The sequence below is a fragment of the Photobacterium kagoshimensis genome (genome assembly GCF_050337045.1).
Classification (GTDB): Bacteria; Pseudomonadota; Gammaproteobacteria; order Enterobacterales; family Vibrionaceae; genus Photobacterium; species Photobacterium kagoshimensis.
The window spans coordinates 61,194-85,131 of the sequence record NZ_JAKJSO010000023.1 but is presented as its reverse complement, the minus strand read 5'-3'; the positions used below and the strand labels follow the sequence as shown (position 1 = coordinate 85,131).

The 23,938-nt window shown below is 44.6% G+C and carries 20 protein-coding genes; 7 read left to right on the top strand and 13 right to left on the bottom strand.

Translation table 11 applies throughout. The annotated features are described in order from the left end of the window. Window positions 1-79 precede the first annotated feature (79 nt). Window positions 80-541, top strand: a complete 462-nt coding sequence (locus L4C35_RS19840) for a PACE efflux transporter (protein WP_428464530.1) — start codon at window positions 80-82, stop codon at window positions 539-541. A 74-nt stretch (window positions 542-615) separates the two neighbouring features. On the opposite strand, the gene L4C35_RS19835 is transcribed toward L4C35_RS19840, so the two are convergent. The 7 genes from L4C35_RS19835 to xerD form a co-directional block, all read right to left on the bottom strand. Beyond that, complete coding sequence (locus tag L4C35_RS19835) at window positions 616-1,959, bottom strand: VpsR-related response regulator (RefSeq protein ID WP_428464529.1); 1,344 nt, start codon at window positions 1,957-1,959, stop codon at window positions 616-618. A gap of 232 nt (window positions 1,960-2,191) precedes the next feature. Next, a complete protein-coding gene (locus tag L4C35_RS19830) occupies window positions 2,192-3,466 on the bottom strand; it encodes a dicarboxylate/amino acid:cation symporter (protein WP_428464528.1) in 1,275 nt (424 codons plus the stop codon). A gap of 524 nt (window positions 3,467-3,990) precedes the next feature. Next, complete coding sequence (gene lysS / locus L4C35_RS19825; protein WP_428464527.1) at window positions 3,991-5,496, bottom strand: lysine--tRNA ligase; 1,506 nt, start codon at window positions 5,494-5,496, stop codon at window positions 3,991-3,993. 32 nt (window positions 5,497-5,528) lie between these two features. Beyond that, window positions 5,529-6,627, bottom strand: a protein-coding gene (prfB, locus tag L4C35_RS19820; RefSeq protein WP_428464526.1) for a peptide chain release factor 2 whose coding sequence is annotated in 2 segments (ribosomal slippage) — window positions 5,529-6,551 and window positions 6,553-6,627 — 1,098 coding nt in all. Because the reading frame shifts where the segments join, the coding sequence is not laid out codon by codon here. A 295-nt stretch (window positions 6,628-6,922) separates the two neighbouring features. Next, on the bottom strand, window positions 6,923-8,647 hold the full coding sequence (gene recJ, locus L4C35_RS19815) for a single-stranded-DNA-specific exonuclease RecJ (protein WP_428464525.1): 1,725 nt from the start codon (window positions 8,645-8,647) through the stop codon (window positions 6,923-6,925). 163 nt (window positions 8,648-8,810) lie between these two features. Continuing rightward, the gene (gene dsbC, locus L4C35_RS19810) at window positions 8,811-9,539 is read right to left on the bottom strand and encodes a bifunctional protein-disulfide isomerase/oxidoreductase DsbC (protein WP_428464524.1); all 729 of its coding nucleotides are present in this window, start codon (window positions 9,537-9,539) and stop codon (window positions 8,811-8,813) included. 245 nt (window positions 9,540-9,784) lie between these two features. Then, a complete protein-coding gene (gene xerD, locus L4C35_RS19805) occupies window positions 9,785-10,681 on the bottom strand; it encodes a site-specific tyrosine recombinase XerD (RefSeq protein WP_428464523.1) in 897 nt (298 codons plus the stop codon). Between the two features lie 239 nt (window positions 10,682-10,920). On the opposite strand from xerD, the gene fldB reads away from it, so the two are divergent. After that, entirely contained in the window at window positions 10,921-11,439 is a 519-nt protein-coding gene (fldB, locus tag L4C35_RS19800; protein ID WP_428464522.1) for a flavodoxin FldB, read from the top strand. Window positions 11,440-11,531: 92 nt separating this feature from the next. Here fldB and brnQ read toward each other — a convergent pair whose 3' ends face one another. Beyond that, the gene (gene brnQ / locus L4C35_RS19795) at window positions 11,532-12,839 is read right to left on the bottom strand and encodes a branched-chain amino acid transport system II carrier protein (protein WP_428464521.1); all 1,308 of its coding nucleotides are present in this window, start codon (window positions 12,837-12,839) and stop codon (window positions 11,532-11,534) included. Window positions 12,840-13,187: 348 nt separating this feature from the next. Here brnQ and L4C35_RS19790 point away from each other — a divergent pair, with 348 nt between their 5' ends. After that, window positions 13,188-13,904, top strand: a complete 717-nt coding sequence (locus L4C35_RS19790) for a tRNA1(Val) (adenine(37)-N6)-methyltransferase (RefSeq protein ID WP_428464520.1) — start codon at window positions 13,188-13,190, stop codon at window positions 13,902-13,904. A gap of 153 nt (window positions 13,905-14,057) precedes the next feature. After that, window positions 14,058-15,317, top strand: coding sequence for an ATP-dependent RNA helicase SrmB (gene srmB / locus L4C35_RS19785; protein WP_428464519.1), 1,260 nt, complete (start codon window positions 14,058-14,060; stop codon window positions 15,315-15,317). 136 nt (window positions 15,318-15,453) lie between these two features. On the opposite strand, the gene yaaA is transcribed toward srmB, so the two are convergent. Next, the gene (yaaA, locus tag L4C35_RS19780; protein ID WP_428464518.1) at window positions 15,454-16,233 is read right to left on the bottom strand and encodes a peroxide stress protein YaaA; all 780 of its coding nucleotides are present in this window, start codon (window positions 16,231-16,233) and stop codon (window positions 15,454-15,456) included. A 140-nt stretch (window positions 16,234-16,373) separates the two neighbouring features. Then, window positions 16,374-17,813 (bottom strand): alanine/glycine:cation symporter family protein, encoded by a 1,440-nt coding sequence (locus tag L4C35_RS19775; protein WP_428464517.1) that lies wholly within the window; start codon window positions 17,811-17,813, stop codon window positions 16,374-16,376. Window positions 17,814-18,545: 732 nt separating this feature from the next. On the opposite strand from L4C35_RS19775, the gene L4C35_RS19770 reads away from it, so the two are divergent. After that, complete coding sequence (locus tag L4C35_RS19770; RefSeq protein WP_428464516.1) at window positions 18,546-18,728, top strand: DUF3545 family protein; 183 nt, start codon at window positions 18,546-18,548, stop codon at window positions 18,726-18,728. 91 nt (window positions 18,729-18,819) lie between these two features. Here the strand turns inward: L4C35_RS19770 and L4C35_RS19765 are convergent, their stop codons facing one another. The 3 genes from L4C35_RS19765 to nfo form a co-directional block, all read right to left on the bottom strand. After that, a complete protein-coding gene (locus tag L4C35_RS19765) occupies window positions 18,820-19,359 on the bottom strand; it encodes a hemerythrin domain-containing protein (RefSeq protein WP_428464515.1) in 540 nt (179 codons plus the stop codon). Between the two features lie 193 nt (window positions 19,360-19,552). Next, window positions 19,553-20,233: a uracil-DNA glycosylase gene (gene ung, locus L4C35_RS19760; protein WP_428464514.1), complete on the bottom strand. Its 681-nt coding sequence runs from the start codon at window positions 20,231-20,233 to the stop codon at window positions 19,553-19,555. 530 nt (window positions 20,234-20,763) lie between these two features. Next, window positions 20,764-21,615: a deoxyribonuclease IV gene (nfo, locus tag L4C35_RS19755; protein ID WP_428464513.1), complete on the bottom strand. Its 852-nt coding sequence runs from the start codon at window positions 21,613-21,615 to the stop codon at window positions 20,764-20,766. A gap of 407 nt (window positions 21,616-22,022) precedes the next feature. Here nfo and grcA point away from each other — a divergent pair, with 407 nt between their 5' ends. Next, the gene (gene grcA / locus L4C35_RS19750; RefSeq protein ID WP_428464512.1) at window positions 22,023-22,400 is read left to right on the top strand and encodes an autonomous glycyl radical cofactor GrcA; all 378 of its coding nucleotides are present in this window, start codon (window positions 22,023-22,025) and stop codon (window positions 22,398-22,400) included. Between the two features lie 297 nt (window positions 22,401-22,697). After that, window positions 22,698-23,876, top strand: coding sequence for a dicarboxylate/amino acid:cation symporter (locus tag L4C35_RS19745; protein WP_428464511.1), 1,179 nt, complete (start codon window positions 22,698-22,700; stop codon window positions 23,874-23,876). Window positions 23,877-23,938 lie beyond the last annotated feature (62 nt).

The window sequence follows — 23,938 nt, the reverse complement described above, 5'->3', positions numbered from 1 at the left end:
AAACTATCTTTAAAGACGTTATTCTTAGTGGCATCAACACGCGAAAATGCTGTGAAATTGAATAGAGTGAGAGTTAACAATGCGTACTACATTAGACAGAATTCGCCACACTATCGGCTTTGAATTAATCGCCCTACTGCTGATCACTTTTGTGGTAAGTCATCTGGTTGGTTTAGATCCAAAACGCATGGGTGTCATGGGGTTAGGGTTTTCTATCATCGCGACGGTATGGAACTATGGCTATAACCTGATGTTTGATAAAACCATGTTAAAACACTTTGGTACCACGAGAAAAAGTGGAAAAGTACGCGTGATTCACGCGATTATTTTCGAGCTATGTCTATTAGTGATCACCCTACCCGTTATGGCATGGTGGTTAGATATGACCTTATACGATGCGTTGATCTTAGATTTAGGCATGGTGGTCTTCTTCTTATTCTATGCGTACGGTTATAACTTGGCGTACGACAAGTTGTTTCCAATTCATGAATCAGCGGTCATAGAAGCACCAACTGACACACCGCAGTGCACCAACCACTAACATGACTTGGTCTACCAAAACAAAAAAAGCGCGTAATGCGCTTTTTTATTATCGCTCCAACACTGTGCCCATCATCACGTTGTGCTCTGACGAAAACTTTTCGGTGAAGTGATCAAATCGTGTTTATTCAATAAACGGTACATGGTCGCGCGTGATACACCCAGTTCACGGGCTGCCGCTGAAATCTGGCCTTTATTGTTTTCCAATACCGCTAATAAAGCACTACGTTCTGATTCTTCCCGAATTTTTTTCAAACTTTGCTTATCATCGATCAAGCGAGGTATGTCGAGCTGATCAGCCTCTAAGGTTGGCTGCTCAGCAAGGAGTACTGCTCGCTTCACTTGCGTCAGCAACTCTCTCACATTACCCGGCCACAAATAAGTCTGTAGCATGCGAATGGCTTCATCAGAAAACTGACGAGCGACACTGTTATATTGCCGTGCAAACTTCAATAAGAAAAAATTCGCTAAATCTAGGATATCTTGCTGCCTTTCTCGTAATGCAGGCACAGACAAATTCAATACATTGAGTCGATAATACAAATCTTGACGCAGCTTACCTTCTGCGAGCAGTTCTTCAGGATCATGGCGGGTCGCCAATATTAAGCGAATATCCCCTCCAACTAGACGGCCACATTGGGTTGTGAATTCACCCTCTTCAATATACTGCAGTAATTCCCGTTGGCGGGCATCACTCAGATCGGCGATTTCATCAAGGTATAGCACCCCATCTTTAGCCGCTTCAAGAATGCAATTTACACCTTCTGCATCAGCCTCTTTTTGCTGTAGCCATGATGATGTTAACTGCTGGCAAGCGATCCGGACAAAGCCTGCTCGCGCCCTTTTTGATGCCTGAAATATAGCTTGGGCAGCTAACTCTTTACCTGTACCCACTTCACCTTGGATAAACACGGGGACATCTGTTGCGGCAACACGGCGTACCTGATGACGCAGCTTCTTCATGCACTCGCTATCACCTTGAAGCCCCAAATGACCAAACTGGCCGAGTTGAGGCCAAATTTTTCGCTCCAATTGCAACATACCAATCTGATGGCCTATGGTTTTTTGCAACTGAGAAATAGGTAGCGGTGCCGTGAAATAATCGATGCAAAAATTAACGATAAACAGGCAGATCGCATCTGACTTTAGTTGATCATCTCGGACCAATGCTAACCACCGCACCTGTTTATTACGATTCACTAATGCAGCTATACCCTGCAAACTAAAATCATCTTGGCTAAGATCGATCACACCAATGCACGGGCCAACATCAATCAGTAAACCTTCAGCTGCACGCAAATCATAGCAGCGATGACACATCCAACCAGCCTGTTCTAATGTGGTCAGCCACTCTGCTTTTCCGCCACCAAAAACCACTAATGCACCAGGGTTTGAACTCATGAATAATGCGCTCCCCATCCTTTTCGCCTTATATCTGAACTACTTATTACCCGATATTCAATGTGCTGAGAGCACAATTTTGCCAATTATCGGACAAGATGTGGTTGATGATATATGGCACAATTAAATAAATGCAACATGTTTACTATAGTTAATATTGCACTTGATGCAATTTCATAAAAAAGAGAGAGATTATACGCAAAAAGCGCCCAATAGGCGCTTTTTTATTCAGAATGGTATTATCGGAAATTTAGCTAGCGGTTACTGTTTCACCAATTTCATCGACTTGCTCAACCCCGATTTCATTTTCACTTTTGGCCACAATGGTATTTACCGCGGTGTCACCAACAACGTTAGAGCTGGTACAGAACATATCGTTGATACGATCAACCGCTGCGATAATTGCAAGGCCTTCAGGTGGTAAACCTAGTTGGTGAAGTAACACACCGACCATCACAACACCACCGCCAGGAACACCACCCGCACCAATTGATAGTAGAAGAATTGTTAAGCCTAATGTGAACAAGTCAGCAGAGTTAATTGGCTGACCAAATGCGTTCGCAACAAAGATAGTCGCCAATGCAATGTAAATAGATACACCAGACATGTTCATGGTTGCACCCAGTGGTACACCAAAGCCCGCGACAGATTTCGACACCCCAATTTTGTCAGTTAAGGTACGCATAGTGACAGGAATCGTGGCGTTCGAGCTAGCTGTTGATAGCGAGAACAAGATTTGTTCACGAATATGGCGTAAGAAGGTTGATGGCTTGATACCCGTTGTTAGACCGACCATCATTGGATAGAAGATGAAAATCCAGAACACTAGCATCGCAACCACAAGGCCGACATAGCCAGCAACAGACATCAAGGTGTTCGCATCCAGTGTCGCACCTAACTGAATCATCAGGGCAAATACACCGTAGGGTGCAAGACTCATCACTAGACCAATCAGCTTCATCATGATCTCATTGGCCATTTTGAAGGTTTTGATTGCAGGGCCCCCACGAGAATCAAGCGCTTGAATCGCCAGACCCGTCAGGATAGCCATAAAAATAATTTGAAGCATATCGCCGCTAGCAAAGGCCTGTACCGGGTTGCTCGGTACAATATTGACTATCAACGAGAAGATATCAGGCGTTTCTGTTGTGGTCAGCTCTACCGCTTCTGACACTGTACCGGCTAAGTTAGCATCGGCACCGGGCTGGAAGATCATACCCACCGTTAAGGCTGCCGTGATCGCGATGATGGTATTAATAATGTAAAGACCAAAGGTTTTACCACCAAGACGACCAAATGCCGTGATGTCTTTTAACTCAACAATGCCGCATACGATAGAAACGTATACCAGTGGCACCACCAGCAGTTTAATCAGTGAAACAAACATACCGCCAGCGCCTTCCGCTAAGCCCAGTACATAAGTGTCCATCAAGGTTACGCCGTTAAATAGGTACTGAATTGCGGTACCAATAATCAAGCCAGCAAATAGGCCTGTGAATATCTTTCCTGATAGCGATTTGTTCATCGTCCATCTCCAGTTAGTTGTGCTTGTTAATACTTTGTGTACTACCCAATCTCACTGTTCCTCGTAAGTTCAGCGACATTTTACATAGATAGACCTAACTGGAAAGTGTAAATTTTACAATTCAGCCACATTTACCCACTAATTTTAAACACTGCAAAACTAACTTTTTTGCAGCACGAAAAACTAAACTCACGTTAAATCGGTAACTTATCAATAAACACATGTATGAATTTTGCAGAGGATTACGAGGAAGAATGACAGCAATTAAATACTTAATAATGTGAATGCAATCACACCATGTATCCACTATAGGAATAAGAAGAAACATTCATTGCTTAAAAGAAACACAATTTACAAAATCAATAACAGCACAAAATACCAAACTATCGCCCACCAGGTAGCGACAAACATCCCCCGTTGATGTGTTTATAACAGGGCCGTCATGATATTAAAAATGGGCAAACTGAAGGCATAAAAAAACCACTCGCATAACGAGTGGTTTTCTTCACATCAAGCTAACAGTATTAGTTTGCTTGAGGGCGCATCGCTGGGAACAAGATTACGTCACGGATAGTGTGCGTATTTGTAAATAGCATTGCTAAGCGATCGATACCGATACCTTGGCCTGCAGCTGGCGGTAGGCCGTGCTCTAGTGCAGTGATGTAGTCTGCATCGTAGAACATTGCTTCATCATCACCCGCGTCTTTCGCATCAACCTGCGCTTTGAAGCGTTGGTCTTGGTCTTCAGCATCGTTAAGCTCAGAGAAACCATTTGCAACTTCACGGCCACCAATGAAGAACTCAAAGCGGTCTGTGAAGAATGGGTTGTCATCGCTACGACGCGCCAGTGGAGAAATATCCGCTGGGTAACCAGTAATGAAGGTTGGTTGAATTAGCTGTGGCTCTGCGGTTTCACCGAAGATTTCTTCAAGTAGCTGACCACATGTCCAGAAGCTTTCTACTTCAACGTGAACAGATTTCGCAATCTTAACCATAAGGTCACGATCTTGAACGCCTTCTTCTGTTAGCGCTTGAATGTCAGCGTGCTCAGGGTTGTAGTGTTTGATCGCTTCTAGCATCGTCATACGTGCGTATTTGCCACCAAACTCAACCATTTCGTCACCGTAAGGCATTGCAGACGCACCAAGTACTTCTTGAGCTACTGAAGACAACATTTCTTCAGTTAGATCCATCAGATCTTTGTAGTCAGCGTACGCCATGTAGAATTCCATCATAGTGAATTCTGGGTTGTGACGTGGCGATAGACCTTCGTTACGGAAGTTACGGTTGATTTCGAATACACGCTCAAAACCACCAACCACTAGACGCTTCAAGTAAAGCTCAGGTGCAACACGTAGGTACATGTCGATATCTAGCGCATTGTGATGCGTGATGAAAGGACGTGCTGTTGCACCACCTGGGATCACGTGCATCATTGGGGTTTCAACTTCCATGAACTGCTTAGAGACCATGAAGTTACGGATAGCCGTTACCAGCTTAGAGCGGATAATGAACGCCGTACGAGAATCGTCGTTTACGATCAGATCAACGTAGCGTTGACGGTAACGCATTTCTTGGTCAGTTAGACCGTGGAACTTCTCTGGAAGTGGACGAAGCGCTTTAGTTAGCAGCTCGTATTCTTCCATGTTCACGTAAAGATCGCCTTTACCTGATTTGTGAAGCGCACCTTTAACACCGATGATGTCACCGATATCAAGACCTGAAAGTTTTTCTTTCAGTTCTTTTTGCACGTCTTTTGCTGCGTATGCTTGGATACGACCAGACACATCTTGAATCGCAAGGAATGGACCACGTTTAGCCATAATACGGCCTGCAATCGCAACAACGTTGTTCGCTTCTTCTAGCTCTTCTTTGCTTAGCTCACCGTATTTAGCCTGTAGATCAGCCGATAGGCTATCACGACGGAAATCATTCGGGTGGCCGTTTGCTTTACAGTTTTGGCGAATCATATCTAGCTTCGCACGACGTTCAGCAATCAGCTTATTTTCATCTTGTAATTGATCAGTCATGGGGGGAACCCTTAATTATTAACCAAATATGGTTAGAGACCTGATTTCAGGCTGGCTTCAATAAAACGGTCTAAATCGCCGTCCAGTACAGCTTGGGTATTACGATTTTCTACCCCTGTACGTAAGTCTTTAATGCGGGAGTCATCCAGTACGTATGAACGGATCTGGCTACCCCAACCAATGTCAGACTTAGAGTCTTCATTGGCTTGCTTCTCAGCATTTTGTTTATGCATTTCAAGCTCAAACAGTTTTGCTTTCAACTGCTTCATTGCTTGATCTTTGTTCTTGTGCTGAGAACGGTCATTCTGACACTGCACCACTGTATTTGTTGGTACGTGTGTAATACGTACTGCTGATTCAGTGGTGTTAACGTGCTGACCACCCGCACCTGATGCACGGTATACGTCGATACGTAGATCAGATGGGTTAATATCGATGGCGATATTGTCATCCACTTCTGGGTAAATAAACGCAGAAGCAAACGAGGTATGACGACGACCGCCTGAATCGAACGGTGACTTACGCACTAAACGGTGAACACCAGTCTCGGTACGTAACCAACCGTAAGCGTACTCACCACTGATGCGTACAGTAGCCGATTTTAGGCCTGCAACATCACCGTCAGAGATTTCAATCACTTCAGTTTTGAAACCTTTGGCATCTGCCCAGCGTAAGTACATACGCAGCATCATCGACGTCCAATCTTGCGCTTCTGTACCACCAGAACCCGCTTGTAAGTCGATGTAACAATCAGATTCATCATGATCGCCAGAGAACATACGACGGAACTCTAGTTTTTCTAGCTTAACTTCAAGCTCAGCTAACTCAGGTTCAATCTCGTCAAATGTTTCTTGATCTTGTTCTTCAATCGCTAACTCAAGTAGACCTTCAACGTCTTCTACGCCTTGATCTAATTGGTCGATTGTATCTACGACTGCTTCTAGCGCAGAGCGCTCCTTACCTAGAGCTTGAGCACGTTCTGGCTCGTTCCATACATCTGGTTGCTCTAGTTCAGCATTGACCTCTTCTAGACGCTCTTTTTTAGCATCGTAGTCAAAGGTACCCCCTAAGAATGTCAGTACGTGCTGATACATCCTCAAGTCGGTTTTTAATTGGATTAATCTCGAACATTGCCACTCTTCATAGCCGAAATGGACATAACCGAAAGATTCTATCGAATTGTAGATAGAATATACAGAGCTGGAACAAGGTTATGTGTGATTTTATTTTCTGAAACCGCTCACAAATTGCGAGGCTAAGATGGCTTGATATCTAGCCAGAAGCCTGATTCTCGACAAGATATTCAAACAAAGATCACTGATTATTCAGCCTTCTTGACCTTTAAAAGCAAAAGGCGAAACTTTATGCAGTTTCGCCTTTTTGTATAAATGACAATTTTGTTGATTAAAACACAATAACCCGTGCTTTACTTGGCATCGAGGTGCTCGACCATCAGCTGTACACTGGTGTTGCCTCTAAACTCATTGATATCCAATCGGTACACGAGCTCGATAATTTGCACTGAAGCATCAGGCCAACGACGTAAATCAACATTAAAGGCGATAGCATCAATCACAGTACCACCACTGAGTGGCTCCACCATCATTTTCAAATGCTTACTGCCCACCAGCTTTTGATGCAGCAAACGGAACTGGCCATCAAAACTCGGCTCAGGAAATTGCTGCCCCCATGGGCCGCCACTACGTAAAATTTCAGCCGTGGCTAAGTTCAGCTCACCCGCACTTAATTCACCGTCAGTGAGCAATACACCTTTAAGGGCATCTTCGTCCAGCTCAGCGCGTACCGCTTCATCAAAAGCCTGACTGAAAGCATCAAGTTTATCTTCAGGGATAGTTAACCCTGCCGCCATGGCGTGACCACCAAACTTTGTAATCATGCCAGGGTTTTTCGTATCAATCAGATCCAATACGTCACGCATGTGTAAACCCACAATCGAACGGCACGATCCTTTAATTTCACCTTTGCCTGCATCCGCAAAAGCGATCACTGGGCGGTGATATAACTCTTTAATGCGCGAAGCCAAAATACCAATCACCCCTTGGTGCCAGTCACGCTGAAACAGGACTAAACCATAAGGCATGTCGTTCTTGTTAAATTTAAGCCGTTCACAAATAGCCAAGGCTTCATCTTTCATGCCCTGTTCAATTTCTTTGCGAGTTTGGTTTAGGCCATCAAGTTCCGAGGCCATACGTCGCGCAGCTTGAATGTTGTCACATAGCAACAACTCCACCCCGAAGGACATATCATCCAAGCGACCTGCTGCATTAATACGCGGACCTAAAGCAAACCCGAGATCGCTGGTCACAATCCGCGAAGGATCGCGATTCGCCACTTCAATCAAAGCTTGGATTCCCGGACGACATTTACCAGCCCGAATACGTTGCAGTCCTTGATGCACCAAAATACGGTTATTACCATCGAGTGCCACCACATCTGCGACTGTACCTAACGCCACTAAATCGAGTAACTCAGCCAAATTCGGTTCAGCAATGCCTTGCTCGACAAACCAGGTGGTTTTACGCAGTTCAGCGCGAACCGCGAGCATCAAATAAAAGGCAACACCAACGCCACATAGGGCTTTCGATGGGAAATCACATTCATGCAAGTTTGGGTTAACAATCGCATCGGCTTGTGGCAACTCATGTCCAGGTAAATGGTGGTCAGTCACCAAGACATCAATCCCTTTGGCTTTCGCTGCAGCTACACCCGCAATGGACGACACGCCGTTATCCACCGTCATGATCAGTTCAGCCCCTTTGGTGTGCGCTTGCTCAACCACTTCAGGGCTCAAGCCATAACCGTCATCAAAACGGTTAGGTACCAAATAATCGACATTAGTAGACCCCAACATACGCAATGCCAGTACCGATAGCGCCGAACTGGTTGCACCATCGGCATCGAAGTCGCCGACAATAATAATGCGCGTGTTGTTTTTCAGGGCTTTCACTAATAAATCGACGGCGGGGGCGATACCATGGAGTTGGTTATAGCTGAGTAAACCTTTGGCGCCGCGTTCAAGTTCGGCTTCGCTTTGAATACCACGGCTGGCATAAATGCGTTGCAAGATGGCAGGCGTTGCTGAGGAGAAGCCTGATATATCAGCATCAGGACGGCGTTTAACTTCAATCATAGTGACGGCTATCGATTCTTATTGAGGGCTGAAATTTTATTCTACCGCACTCTTTCCACCGATCTACAACAAATCGCGCTATCGAATTCAGATCCCAAATAATAAAAAACCCGTACAGCTATCGGCTATACGGGTTTTCAATAATTATAGTGCCTTATTAGGCTTAGCTTTTCGCTTTGCTGTCTAGCATTTTACGCAGCATAGGTGCAGGTTGGTAACCAGGGATCAATGTACCATCTTCAAGCACTAGTGCAGGTGTACCAGACACGCCCATGGCTTGGCCTAATTCGAATTGCTTCATCACAATGTCGTTACGTGGCTTCACACCTTCTGTGTTGAAGGTGCCATTTTTAGCATCATTCATCGCTTGCGCGGGATCTTTTGCTCCCCAAATTGCGCCCATTTCATCGAGGTTACGCGAACGTTCACCGCCACGAGGGAACGCAAGATAGCGAATGGTAATACCCGCATCATTGTATGCAGGGATCTCGCTGTGCAATTTACGGCAATAACCACAGCTGGTATCAGTAAAGACGGTAACCACGTATTTCTCATCTTTAGCTGGGTAGACGATCATTTCGTCTTCCATACCTTGTAGCTTACCTTTATTGATTTTCGCCATTTTTTGTTCGGTGAGATTCACCGGTTGTGCACCTGTATTTTGGTATAAGTGGCCGGCAATGAAGTATTCACCATTGTCAGACACATACACAATGCCACGGTCTGTTAGCGCTTCATTCATACCAGGAACCGGTGAAGGAGAAATCGAAGTAGGTGCAAGACCTAGCGCACTCAACTTCGATTCAATAGCGGCATTATCAGGTTTTGCCGAAACTGAAAACGCAGTCAAAGCGACAGCAGTGGCAAGCAGAGTACGACCAAAAAAGTGCATTCGATTCTTTCCTTTTACGTCTAAAAAGCGGAATGTCCGCAGAAAATAGTGATGCGATCACTACCCACTACAAGAACAGACCTGTAAGAGTGCCAAAAACTTTCAAAGTTCCTTTCTTACAGGCTTTCTCTATCCCTAAATTGGCGATAAAGCGTAGTGAGTTGGTTTCTTCGATGGGCAGCATAAAGCAACCGCACTAATACGCAACAGATCATACATCCAGTTTGCGAACATATCCGCAATGTTTACGCACGCGGGTGATGCGTTTGATGCAGTTGCTTCAAGCGCTCTGTCGCAACATGAGTATAGATCTGTGTGGTCGAGAGATCACTATGGCCCAGCAACATCTGTACTACGCGCAAATCAGCCCCATAGTTCAATAAGTGCGTAGCAAAGGCGTGACGCATCACGTGCGGTGATAATTTTTCAGTATCGATTCCCGCCAATACCGCATAATGCTTAATCCGATGCCAAAATGTTTGCCGTGTCATCTGCTTGGCTCGGCGACTGGGAAAGACTACATCTGAACTTTTTTCACCTAAAAGTTGTGGCCGACCCGTTTCGATAAACTGTTCAATCCAATCAATGGCATTTTCGCCCATCGGCACTAAGCGTTCTTTTTCACCTTTACCGATAACACGTACTACACCTTGGCGCAGACTGACGTTTTCCATGGTTAAGCTCACCAACTCGGTCACACGTAAACCGGTAGCATAAAGCAATTCCAACATGGCTTTATCACGCAGTTCGAGCGGATCATTAGGATCGGGGGCATCCAATAATGCATCCACTTCTGCTTCACTAATGTCTTTCGGTAAACGCTTCGGCAGCCGAGGGCTTGCTAACATCGCGCTGGGATCGTCTGGGCGCATTTTTTCTCGGTTCAAATACTGGAATAAACGACGGATCGCTGAAGCCATTCTTGCACGAGAGGTTTGCTTATAATCAGCATCAAATAACCACTGCTGATATTTATGTAAATCATCTTCTGATACTGTCAGAACCGTTAATCCGTTATCGGCCAGCCAGTGCTGTAATTTCAATAAGTCATTGCGGTATGACATCAGGGTGTTTTCCGACAACCCTCTTTCCATCCACATGGCATCGAGAAAGCGCTCGATACTGATTTCATCGTTTTCCACTACAACCTCGGACCTTTAGTTCATGGGTATTAGCCCTAGGTATAAGTCCTAGATATAAACCCAACATTTAGCTACTGGGTATAAATACAGTAGTTTTAGCTATAGTAGTCTATTTACCGCAAAAAAGTTACCTTTGTATTGCGCTCAGTATCAGCAAACCATAGAGGATTCGCAGCAACACAGGTACACTCTCGCTATTCCATACCGATAGGTACGCCCTCAACCGACGAGAAGCCCTCATGAACATAGGCCTATTCTACGGCTCGACCACGTGTTACACCGAAATGGCAGCCGAAAAAATTCGAGACTGTATCGGACCTGAGCTAGTCACACTGCATAACATCAAAGAAACCAACGTCAGCGAAATGAATCACTACGACATGCTGATTTTAGGGATTTCCACGTGGGACTTTGGTGAACTACAAGAAGACTGGGAAGCGGTTTGGGAACAACTTGACGGCCTACAGCTGGCAGGAAAAACTATTGCGCTCTTTGGTTTAGGTGACCAAGAGGGCTATACCGAATGGTTCCTCGATGCAATGGGCATGCTACACGATAAACTGCTGCCTACAGGTGCAAATTTTGTCGGTTACTGGGAAAACAAAGGCTACGAGTTTGAAGCCTCTAAAGCCCTTACCGAAGATGAACAGTTCTTCGTTGGTTTAGCGCTCGATGAAGACAGTCAGTTTGAACAAAGCGATCTACGTATCACCACTTGGTGTGAACAGATCATGACGGAATACGCTGAAACACTGTAATCGTCTTCGTTCACTGAACCACCAGATACAAAAATGGGATGCCAAGGCATCCCATTTTTTTACCCTTACGAAGTAAGGATAACGAAACAAACTTACGCGGGTTGCGCTTCTTGTTGGGCTGGCGCACCAATAAAGCGTGTGACGACAAGCGCAGCCAGTGTCGGGATAACCCATGCCATGCCGTAGTCAAACAATGGCAATACATTGAACGCAGACACATCAATACCCATGAATTTCGCCGCATCAATAAAGCTAAACAATAGCGACACTAACAGTACAGCGCGGTACGCTACACGTGGGTTTGGCAACCATTTACGTACAAATGTTAGCGCAACCAAAGCAACCGCTACTGGGTACAGGGCAAACAGTACAGGAATAGACAGCGAAATTAGCTGGCTAAGACCAACGTTAGCAACCACACCACATACTACCGCTAAGATAACCGCCCACTTCTCGTAAGACAGCTTAGTCAGTGAACTAAAGTAGTCAGAACATGCACTGATAAGGCCGATAGCCGTTGTTAAGCAAGCTAAGAGTACGATAGCAGAAAGAATAATTTGACCCGTGCTACCAAACAAGGCTTGAACATAGATGCTTAGAATCGCACCGCCGTTTTCAGCGCCAGGTGCAACACCTGCACTGGTGGCGCCTAAGTAGAACAAAGAAATGTAAACAAACGCTAAACCAGCAGCTGCAATCACACCGGCATATACCAAGTAAGTACAGGTTGTTTTCTCGTCTGTTACACCTTTCTTACGGATAACATCAACAATCAGCATGCCAAACATCAGCGCTGCGAAGGTATCCATGGTGTTGTAGCCTTCCAAGAATCCCGTTGTGAACGCTTGCGCAACGTAGTCACCTTGTGCAGGTAAAATATCACCTTGCGGGTTAACAAACACAGCAATAGCAAGCACTGCTAACACTGCAAACAAGGCTGGTGTTAAGAACTTACCTATCATGTCGATCAATTTGCCGCGTGACCATGCAAAGAACAAGGCAACCGCAAAGAAAACCACAGAAAACAGCGTCAAACTCAGTTGACCGGCATCGGCAATAAAGGGTTTAACAGCCATTTCATAAGCGACAAGACCTGTTCGAGGTGCTGCAAAAGCTGGACCAATAATGATAAAAATCAGCACTGCCATCAGGGTCGCTACAGAAGGTGGAAGATCACGGGTTAATCCTTTCCAACCACCGCCAGCAACAGCGACAGCAATAATCGCGATCAGCGGTAGACCGACAGCAGTAGAAAGAAAACCAAACATCGCTGGGAGTAAATTATCGCCAGCAAGTTGACCTGCCTGTGGCGGAAAGATGATATTTCCCGCCCCCAAGAAAAACGCAAAGGTCATAAAACCCAATGCTAGGATGTCTGTTACTTTGAGTGTCTTTTTCAAACTTCACCTTCACTCTTCGTCTAATTCATGATTTATGTCTGCATATTGTTATTATTTTGTTACTAGATACTAATAGTAAGTTGTAACAAATATGTCAGCATAATGAAGAAAAAATGCTCAATAAGCAACCTTGCAGGGTAAAACACCACTATATCCAGAGTTCAACCGCAAAAAGCAGTATGTAACACCAAATTGAAAAGAGAAATCGAAACTAAAAACCAATAAACAGGAGCTATATAACAGATCTCAAACAGGGGAATATTCTATCAAGAGGCCAACCAACCAAAAATTATTCCCTAAGCATGTAATAAAAATACCGATATAATAGCCACTGAAACAGGAGGAAACATGGCAAACGGCTTTACTTTCAAACAATTCCACGTTGATGACTTAGGCTGTGGCATGCCTGTTAGCACTGACGGTGTCTTATTAGGGGCATGGGCACCGCTACAAACGGACGGTACGATTCTCGATATAGGAACGGGAAGTGGACTGCTCGCCCTCATGAGTGCCCAACGCAGTATTGAGTCACGCAATCATATTGTGGCGCTGGAGATCGATCCTAGCGCAGCAAAAGCCGCTCAACATAACTTCCTGCAATCACCGTGGGCTACGCGCCTGAGCGTAATTCATGACGACCTCTTACATTGGAGCGCTCAACAAACGCCCCACTCTATCGACACCATCATTTGCAACCCACCTTATTTTAACTTTGGTCAGCAGGCTGATTGCGATAAGCGTGCCACAGCACGTCACACTGATACGCTAAGCCACCAGGCCTTGCTCGATAGTGTGAAAAATTTACTCAGCCCAACGGGGGTTGCGAGCTTTATTTTGCCTGAATATGAGGGGCGACTTTTCATTAAAGCGGCCCACCAGCTTGGTTTCTATTGCCAGCACCTATGTGAAATCAGAACCACAGAGCGAAAATCTATCAATCGTTTACTGTTTTCACTGACCCCATCAGCGTGCACCACGCAGCTGCAAACGTTGAACATCCATCAGCAAGGTCAATATTCAGATGAATTCATCGCATTAACTCAAAATTTCTACTTAAAAATGTAATAAATGCCATGATATAAACGCAGTAACAGGGAACCTCGCATCTTGCCTTCATTTGGGTATATAATGCCGCCCCTTATATTTATGCCTCTTGCCATTACCTCGTACACTTATGTAATGGCTGGCGTTGGTCTTATTCCCGAGGAGAGATGACTGGTGAGAGACTTTTCCGAATTAGAGTTAGATAGCGAACTATTACGAGCAATTGCAGAAATAGGTTATTCACGCCCGACAGATATTCAGGCGCAGGCTATCCCTCATGCCTTGGACGGCCGCGATGTGTTGGCTTCTGCTCCTACGGGTACCGGAAAAACCGCCGCGTTTCTTCTTCCAATGATCCAACACTTGCTGGACTTCCCTCGTAAGAAGCCTGGGCCTGCACGTGTATTGATCCTCACGCCAACCCGTGAGCTTGCTATTCAAGTAGCAGAAGAAGCACGTAACCTTGCAAAACATACGACGCTAAACATCTTCACCATCACTGGTGGTATTTCTTACGACGACCATGCTGATCTACTGGGTAAAACCCAAGATCTTGTTGTTGCAACACCAGGTCGCCTAATGGAATATATCGAAGCTGAGCGTTTTGACTGTCGTGCTATCGAGTGTTTGATCCTTGATGAAGCCGACCGCATGCTAGATATGGGCTTCGCTAAAGTCGTTGATCGCCTTCACAAAGAATGTCGCTGGCGCAACCAAAGTATGCTGTTCTCAGCAACACTTGAAGGTAAAGGTGTGCGTGAGTTTTCTGAAACGATTCTAAACGAGCCTGTTGAAGTTGATGCCGAGCCTTCACGTCGTGAACGTAAGAAAATCCATCAGCTATACCTACGTTGTGATGATATGCCACACAAGCTGGCTATCCTTGAAGAGCTATTAAAGAATCAAACTGAACGTAGTATCGTATTCATTAAAACGCGTGAGCGTCTAGGTGAACTACGTGACCAATTAGCCTCTATGGATATCAAGTGCAGCTGGATCCAAGGTGAAATGGCACAGGTATCACGTATTAATGCGATTGAACGCTTCCGTAATGGTGAAGTTTCTGTGCTGCTTGCAACCGACGTTGCAGCGCGTGGCATCGATTTACCCGACGTTAGCCACGTAATTAACTACGACTTACCACGTACCGCAGACGTATATTTACACCGTATTGGTCGTACAGCACGTGCAGGTAAAAAAGGCACGGCGATTTCACTGGTTGAAGCACATGACCAAGGCATGATGGAGCGTATCGGTCGCTACATGAAAGAGGAAGTGCCAGAGCGTTTCCTTGAAGGCCTACGCCCAAGAAGCAAAAAAGCAAAAACCATCAAGAAGAAAAAAGTCAAAGTTGATAAGAAGCTAAAAGCAGCGAAGCAAAAGAAAGCGCTGAAAAAGCAAAAGAAAAATGCAGCGGCGAAAGACGCGAAATAATGCAGTAAGGTAACTCGCGCAACGCCAGTTACCACCTCTTGCTTATCAATGTGATAACGAATACAAAAAGGCAGTGTCGATGACACTGCCTTTTTTAATACGCACGTATTGTCGTTAAACGAACTAAAAAATACGCTTATTTCGTTTGCTCTTCACGCTTAAACACAAACTCTGTCGCTGTTGATTCCGCTTCAACAAAATAGTAACCCGCAGTATCAAACGCTTTAAGTGCTTCAATTGAATCCACACGGTTATCAATAATGTAGCGTGCCATCATGCCGCGCGCTTTTTTGGCATAAAAGCTGATCACTTTATAAGTCCCATTCTTACAATCTTTAAACACCGGCGTGATCACTTTGGCTTGCAATGATTTTGGCTTCACCGCTTTAAAGTATTCATTCGAGGCGAGATTAATTAACACCTCATCCCCCTGCTCTGCCAATGCTGTATTTAGGGCCTCTGTGATGATGTTGCCCCAGAACTGATACAAGTTAGTACCACGTTCATTACCCAGCTTAGTGCCCATTTCCAGGCGATAAGGTTGCATTAAATCGAGAGGGCGTAGTAAGCCATAAAGCCCTGATAGCATACGTAGGTGATTTTGCGCCCACGCGAAATCCTCTTCAGCCATGGTTTCAACGTCAAGCCCAGTATAGACATCACCTTTAAACGCCAAAATCGCTTGGCGGCTATTTTGTGTCGTAAATTCAGGCTGCCACTCAGTAAAGCGGGCCACATTCAGGCCTGCAATTTTATCACTTACTTTCATCAGCGTTGAAATATCAGCAGGCGTCAGCTCACGGCACACTTTGATCAGCGCCGCAGAGTGTTCGGTTAGAGTCGGCTGGGTATAAGTTTGGGTCACCAATGGCGATTCGTAGTCGAGCGTTTTTGCAGGAGAAACCACAATTAACATAAGGCTTTATTCCCTTTTTCAGCTGAGTTTTATTCTTTGTATAATGGCTAAAAAGGGTATCACCTAAATACAAAAAAGCCACACGAATGTCGCATGGCTTTTTGAATTACTGCAATAGAGTAAAGCGATGATAGTACCCGCTATCGGCTACTATTTGTCTTATCCTGATCCCAAATGCCTTCTTCAAGCTGAGCATGCAGTTCTGGGTAATCTTTACTATCGAATGTTGGCACTTTACCCTGCGACAGCTGTTTATTGTAATCTGTCGCCAGCTTCACCACAGTGCCCGATAAGAGCACTATCGCCACCAGGTTGATAATCGCCATCATCCCCATCGAGACATCAGCCATTGCCCATACCGTTGGCAAATCAGCGACTGCACCGAACATCACCATACCTAAAACAACCACGCGGAATACATTTAAGCCCGCTTTATGGTTATGCTCTAAGAAAATCAGGTTAGTTTCAGCATACGAGTAGTTCGCCACCAGCGAAGTAAACGCAAAGAAGAAAATAGCCACAGCAATAAAGATTGAACCCCAACCACCGACTTGCGAGCTCAATGCACGCTGTGTCAATTCGATACCTGTGATTTCACCGTGCGGTACGTATTCACCCGACATCAAAATAATCGCCACGGTGGCAGAACAAATCACTATGGTGTCCATGAACACACCTAGCATTTGTACATAACCTTGTGACGCAGGGTGTGGCGGATACGGCGTGGCTGAAGCCGCAGCATTCGGCGCAGAACCCATACCCGCTTCATTCGAGAATAAACCACGCTTCAGGCCATTTATCATGCCTTGCGCTATGGTATAGCCTAATGCACCCGATGCAGCCTCTTCTAAACCAAATGCACTGCGGAAAATTAACATCAGCACGTCAGGCAGTTTTTCAATGTTAATCGCCATGATATACATCGCAATCAACAAGTAAAATAGCGCCATCGTTGGCACTAGCAGCTCAGCAGTACGCGCTATTGTGCGCATGCCACCAAAGATAATGAAACCCGCCATGATCACCAAGGCCACACCGACGTACATCGGGTTCCAACCAAAGGCGACATTCATTGCTTGCGTAATAGAGTTGGCTTGCACCGAATTAAAAACGAGGCCGAAAGCAATGATCAAACAAATAGAGAAAACGACACCCATCCAGCGCATCCCCAAGCCTTTTTCCATGTAATAGGCTGGACCACCGCGATAATTGCCTTCGTCATCTCGTGTTTTATATAGCTGCGCAAGCGCACTTTCTGCAAATGCCGTCGCCATCCCCAACATAGCGATCAACCACATCCAGAAAATCGCACCAGGGCCGCCCAGTGTCAAAGCAACAGCAACCCCTGCCATATTCCCCGTTCCAACACGCGCCGCTAAGCTAGTACATAGCGCTTGGAAAGATGAAATACCTGACTTGTCGGATTTACGGCTATTTTTCATCACAGTGAACATATGGCCGAAGTGACGGAACTGAATAAACCCAAGACGGTAAGTAAAGTAGATACCTACCCCAATAAGGAGGTAAATAAGTACGGAACCCCATAACAGATCGTTTAAGAAGTTAATCTGACTTGTCACGTTTCCCCCTCTAAAATCATAAATATAAAAACACTTCTAGACTCAAAAACGAGTCAGAATACGTAAATCAATATCGGTTGTTTCTTATCAACCTTAGTTGTTGTTATGTGTTTGCGGTACAAAACCGTAGACAAATAAGCGTATTGTTAGCCCTTCAGCGGAATGTGAAAGCCTAATAATGATGCGTTGATCATCGACCAAGCAACTGATGGCGGATGATCATGCCAAATAAAAGGCCATTAACGCAATATGCTCACGCGCTCATATCATCGTAATATCGAGCCATTATGTCCATTTGATAACGGTGTAAACCTTGCGAGATTGCAACATTAATCAAGATATTTCGCAACATGGTGTTATCACTGACGCGATGGATAAAGCATTAGGTAAAAACCGCCGAGTCTTTAAGTGAATAACAGCCCAGCAATTATGGGCTTGTAACACGGGTATTTCGCGGCTCAACGCGACGAATAGATCAACGGGAAAACAGAAAATTTCAGGGTGTTTAACATCCCGCGCAAACGTTTACCTTGCGTGTTTTTTGAGCGGTCAAATTACACTTGTGAAGCCAACCACATAAAAACTTCATATAACGATAACATTTGCGAAATACATCAATTTTATTTTATTTGTCAGTATGCTATTTAACTAGAAGGCAATCTGGCTATTTCGTCAGCATTTTATGTGTATCAGTCAGATTGCTTCATCCCTGTAAGGAAAGAGGTGCTAATTATGGATAACTATGCATTCGACGACATTCTTGCAATCGAACGTCCTGCTCGTGCTAGCCGCAGTAAGCCGGTTAAACGTAAATGGCGTGAAATTGAAGCCTTGAAAGATAGACAGCGACTACAAAAGGAACTTGAGGGTATCGACATGCTGAGAGACCACTCAGATGATCTTTATGACTACTAACCGCACAAACGTACAAGCGCCAACCTTTGGCGCTTGCCTTTTCGCACTCGCCCTCAAAATTACATCAGCCTTTTTAACAGCAGCCAGTCCGCTAAACCGACTCTGCTAAACGTTCCCGTAAACGTTGATAACGCGGTAGAGCTTGATCACCAAACAAGGGATCACATTCGCATTCTTGGTATTGTTTACCCACCTCAATCCAGTCTTGGGTAGTGAAATGACGGCGGATCAAAGGAAATACATATTTCTCTTCAAATTCTAAATGCATACGTTGGCGAGTGACGAACTGATTCAATTTATCAGCAAAAACATCAAGTGGGATCACCGCATCCATCAGAATCATGTCAACGGTATCGGCAAACATATCCGTTAATAGTGCCAATTCTTGATGCTCCCTATCTAGCTCTTTCATCACCCCTTTATCGGCGTATTTCTGCTGATAATAATGATAAATCACATCTTCTTTTGGGTGATGGCAACATTCCGCATGTTTGTGTAGATATTCAACAATATCTTTAATCAGGCTATAGTTGACGGGTTGTCCTTGCTGAATGGCGTGGAGTTTCTGCTCCAAAATGTGTAATAACCGATTGATATGACCATGTTCAGCGTGAATTTTTTCTAACATCATACTAACCTCCCAGCTTATCTTCCTTGATAGCATCCGAGTATCATTACTCTCTGATCCTTTAAGCAGTGTTATCAAGCTAACGCTACATTGTTTCTCTCAATATAAGTTAAGCCTATAAAAGGAAGGATAGTGGTGGTTTGATCTTGATTATTTGATCATCAATACGAATAAAAACACCAATATTTTAGAAATCTTAAGCAATATCTTTTAAGTGCCAATTAATGGCTGATTTATTCATCTGCGATAGTAGGATATTTGTCTGAGAGAAATGCTGGCAACCAAAGAATCCACGGTAGGCCGACAGTGGTGAAGGATGAGCAGACGCTAATACATGATGGCGCTGGGTATCAATCTTCTTCCCCTTTTTCTGCGCATGCGCGCCCCACAATAAAAAGACAATACCTTCGCCCTGTGCGTTCAACGCATCAATCACGCTATCAGTAAAGGTCTCCCAACCTATTTTGGCATGGGAGTGCGCTTTGCCCTGTTCCACCGTCAACACGGTATTTAACAGCAATACCCCTTGCTCAGCCCAAGGTTGTAAGTAGCCATGGTTTGGCACGGTAAAACCATCAATATCCGTCGCCAGCTCTTTATACATATTGGCCAAAGATGGCGGTGTTTTTACCCCAGGTAGAACCGAAAAGCTCAAGCCATGCGCTTGAGCTGGGCCGTGATATGGATCTTGGCCTAGAATAACTACCTTAACCTGCTCAAAAGGCGTCGAATCAAAAGCATTAAACACATCCGAGGCTGGCGGAAAAATGGCTTTTCCTTGTGCACGCTCAGTCGCGACATACTGCTCGATGTGTTTGAAGTATTCTTTAGTGGTTTCTTGTGAAAAAAGAGTTTGCCAATTGAAAGTCTGGCTCATGGATATGTCCTACTACCAATAATAATGGCCCGTATTTTACCGAGCCACCATAATAAGAACAGTAGCCCTGACATTTAAACTTGGCACTACCACCATTCATTTATGCGGTACCACAGGTGTTCGCCAATGACCTCGCCCTTGAATAGGGCGATAGGCTTGAGGAAGTTGAGTGGCGTAGGCTAGGGTTAGTGTTTGTTCATTGATACTTTTCATGATCATTTCCTTCATCGCTTATCTGCTACCAGCCGCTTTTAATCAGCGGCTACCTTGGTTACCAAAACGAATGGAAGAAAAATGCCAACTTCGCAAAACAACAAAAAACCAATTAAAAACAAGCACTAAAAAATATTGTCATTTGTTATTAGTATCGGAAAAAAGAAGCTAAGCACCGAATGCGTTCAGCCGTGAGCCATCACAGTGCATCGACAAGCAGCCAATGCACACTCTATGTATACCAGTCTCTATTGGATAAGGTCTTTATTCTTCTCTTTTTTATCGCACCAGTTATTGCATCAACGCACACAACAACACTAGCGATTTGACGGAATAAAGCTGCGTAAAGTTTTAATTTCCTGATGCCAAATATCAGGGTTAATGGTTTCAAGCACCAAAGGCATATTATCAAAACGCGAATCTTGCATCAGGAAACGGAAGCACTCCCAACCTATCTCGCCTTCACCTAGGCTATGGTGGCGATCAAGATGGCTACCCAATTGACCTTTAGAATCATTCAAGTGCATGCCACGCAAGTACTGCATACCCACGACCTGATCGAACTCTGTAAATGTTGCTTCAGTGGCACTCTCGGTACGTAAATCATAGCCTGCCGCAAACGTATGGCAGGTATCGATACAAACCCCAACACGTGATTTGTCTTCAACTTGCTCAATGATCTCAGCAAGGTGCTCAAAGCGCCAGCCAAGGTTACTGCCTTGCCCTGCGGTATTTTCGATAACAGCGACCACCTCGGGTACTTCGGCGTGAGCTAAGTTAATCGATTCTGCAATCAAGGCTAAACAATCACGCTCTGAGATCTTTTTAAGGTGGCTACCAGGATGGAAATTGAGCAAGGTTAAACCAAGTTGCTGACAGCGTTGCATCTCATCAATAAAAGCATTGCGCGACTTCTCTAACTTGTCAGCTTCAGGTGCTCCTAAGTTAATCAAGTATGAATCATGAGGTAAAATCGCATCTGAGCTATAACCCAGCAGCTGACAACACGCCTTAAATTTATTAATCACATCTTGCTCTAACGGCTTCGCAACCCACTGACGCTGATTCTTAGTAAACAAAGCAAATGCATTTGCGCCAAGCGCTGAAGCATTTTGCGGTGCATTTTGAACACCACCCGCCGCTGAAACATGCGCACCAATTAACTTCATTGTTGACCCTTTTTATTGATAATTTACTTTCTCGATTTCTATTCTAACGGAAGCACAAATGCCATTCTTGTCTTTTTAAAGGCTGTTACTTTTGCACGACAATTACAACAAAATAGGTAGGTGATAAACGCATTTTTCAAGGGATTGCGTCATAAAACACCGCTAAAAATGTAGTAATAAAATTACAAATGAAAGTTTAAAAAATATTTTAAAATATAAAATAGCTGTAACTTATCAGTAATAATGCAATTCTCTTGATGTAGCTCAATAAAACAGCCTTGGTTTTTTTGAGGTTTTTTGTAGTTATTTGATCTAAATCAATATCATTTTGTGTCGTTCGGCATATATAATACAGCCAGCTCAACATATAATTGAAAAATTAACTACAATCCTTCAAGGAGTAAGTCATGATCACAGGTATTCAAATCACTAAAGCAGTAAACGACGATCTACTAAACTCTATCTGGCTACTAGATAGCGAAACTAACGAAGCGCGTTGTGTTGCAGCTTCTGCTGGTTTTGAAGCTGATCAAGTTATCCCAGCTGCAGATCTAGGTGAATACGAAAGCCGTGAAGTTGCTATCGAAGCACCAGCTAAAATCGAAGGCGGTCAGCACCTAAACGTAAACGTTCTTAAGCGTGAAACGCTAGAAGACGCAGCTAAGCACCCAGAAAAGTACCCACAGCTAACAATCCGTGTTTCTGGTTACGCTGTACGTTTCAACTCTCTAACTGTTGAACAGCAACGCGACGTTATCGCGCGTACTTTCACTAACAGCCTGTAATCGCAGCCTGATAGCAAAGATTTATAAAAACGGCATCTCTTAGATGCCGTTTTTTTTATGTCCTGAGAGCAGCTCACACTTCTAGTGTCACCCTCACCACTTGTTACCTTTGTGTATAAAACGCCCATCACAAAATGCAATCAATTTAATATATATATCTCAATTCGAGACAGTCAATAGCGAATAAAACCAGAAAAAGAGTAGGTTATTGGCATTGTCTAATTAACAACCAGTTAGTTAGCCACATCATATATATTCTGCGATTTATCCACGGTATGCATCTCAGGAGTCAGCGTTATGAAGTTAATCCTTAAACTGATCACCGGTATTTTAGTCGGTATCTTACTCGGGTTTTACGCACCAGATGGCGTCATTCGTCTACTACTCACCATTAAACAACTTGGAGGCCAGTTAATCGGGTTTACCATCCCGTTAATCATTCTGTTTTATATTACTAGCGGTATTGCTAGCTTACCGAAGAACTCAGGTTCACTATTAAGTAAAACGGTCGCCCTCTCCTATGGCTCCACTATTATTGCAGGCAGCCTTGCCTTCATCGTCGCCAGTATTGTTATTGCCGGGCTTCCAGAGCCAACAGCCGCAGCCGCGAATGCATCAGACACCCTCACTAGTTTTATTACCATTGAGATCCCGCCTTTATTTGGGGTGATGACAGCATTAGCTACTGCTTTCCTATTTGGTATGGGGATTAGCATTACCAACAGCAATAGCTTGCGTAAATTAGCCGATGAAGGACGTGGCGTTATTGATCTGTTATTGGCGAAAGTTATTATTCCTTTCCTCCCTTTCTACATCGCCGGTGTTTTTGCCGAAATGGCTGCAGAGGGAACGGTATTCACAACCTTGAAGACCTTTGGCGTGGTGTTAGCGTTAGCCATTATGATGCACTGGGTCTGGATCACTATCCAATACACAGTCACAGGCCTGGCGTTAGGCAAGTCGCCATTTACTCTAATTAAAAACATGCTGCCTGCTTACTTTACGGCGGTAGGGACTATGTCTTCAGCGGCAACCATTCCTGTGACCTTGCGCCAAACCAAAGTCAACGGTGTGGATGAGTCAATCGCCAACTTTACCGTGCCACTTTGTGCCACTATCCATTTGTCAGGCTCAACCATTACGTTGGTGACCTGTTCAACAGCGGTAATGGCCCTGAGTCAGCACATCGCGATCCCTTCGCTATGGGAAATGCTACCTTTCATCATGATGTTAGGTGTCACCATGATTGCCGCCCCTGGCGCCCCTGGTGGTGCGGTGATGGCTGCGCTCGGCTTAATGTCGACCATGCTAGGATTTGGTGAAGCTGAGCTTGCTCTCATGATTGCACTCTACATGGCACAAGACAGCTTTGGTACTGCCTGTAATATCACAGGGGACGGTGCTATTTCGCTATGGGTAAATCGCTTTGCTAAACCGAATGCAGAACAAGCCCCAGCCATACAAGAAGAAGCCTAATAAGCTTGATACCGATTTGAGTCCGTGATTCAAGTTGGTATCAATCGCGTCTCACAGGCAAA

What these genes read in the sequence shown, in the direction of transcription:
- L4C35_RS19840 (WP_428464530.1), top strand. Translation starts at nt 80, where the DNA reads ATGCGTACTACATTAGACAGAATTCGCCACACTATCGGCTTTGAATTA.
- L4C35_RS19835 (WP_428464529.1), bottom strand. Translation starts at nt 1,959, where the DNA reads ATGGGGAGCGCATTATTCATGAGTTCAAACCCTGGTGCATTAGTGGTT.
- grcA (WP_428464512.1), top strand. Translation starts at nt 22,023, where the DNA reads ATGATCACAGGTATTCAAATCACTAAAGCAGTAAACGACGATCTACTA.
- nfo (WP_428464513.1), bottom strand. Translation starts at nt 21,615, where the DNA reads ATGAAGTTAATTGGTGCGCATGTTTCAGCGGCGGGTGGTGTTCAAAAT.
- recJ (WP_428464525.1), bottom strand. Translation starts at nt 8,647, where the DNA reads ATGATTGAAGTTAAACGCCGTCCTGATGCTGATATATCAGGCTTCTCC.
- L4C35_RS19790 (WP_428464520.1), top strand. Translation starts at nt 13,188, where the DNA reads ATGGCAAACGGCTTTACTTTCAAACAATTCCACGTTGATGACTTAGGC.
- L4C35_RS19770 (WP_428464516.1), top strand. Translation starts at nt 18,546, where the DNA reads ATGGATAACTATGCATTCGACGACATTCTTGCAATCGAACGTCCTGCT.
- lysS (WP_428464527.1), bottom strand. Translation starts at nt 5,496, where the DNA reads ATGACTGATCAATTACAAGATGAAAATAAGCTGATTGCTGAACGTCGT.
- L4C35_RS19745 (WP_428464511.1), top strand. Translation starts at nt 22,698, where the DNA reads ATGAAGTTAATCCTTAAACTGATCACCGGTATTTTAGTCGGTATCTTA.
- fldB (WP_428464522.1), top strand. Translation starts at nt 10,921, where the DNA reads ATGAACATAGGCCTATTCTACGGCTCGACCACGTGTTACACCGAAATG.
- L4C35_RS19765 (WP_428464515.1), bottom strand. Translation starts at nt 19,359, where the DNA reads ATGATGTTAGAAAAAATTCACGCTGAACATGGTCATATCAATCGGTTA.
- ung (WP_428464514.1), bottom strand. Translation starts at nt 20,233, where the DNA reads ATGAGCCAGACTTTCAATTGGCAAACTCTTTTTTCACAAGAAACCACT.
- yaaA (WP_428464518.1), bottom strand. Translation starts at nt 16,233, where the DNA reads ATGTTAATTGTGGTTTCTCCTGCAAAAACGCTCGACTACGAATCGCCA.
- L4C35_RS19830 (WP_428464528.1), bottom strand. Translation starts at nt 3,466, where the DNA reads ATGAACAAATCGCTATCAGGAAAGATATTCACAGGCCTATTTGCTGGC.
- dsbC (WP_428464524.1), bottom strand. Translation starts at nt 9,539, where the DNA reads ATGCACTTTTTTGGTCGTACTCTGCTTGCCACTGCTGTCGCTTTGACT.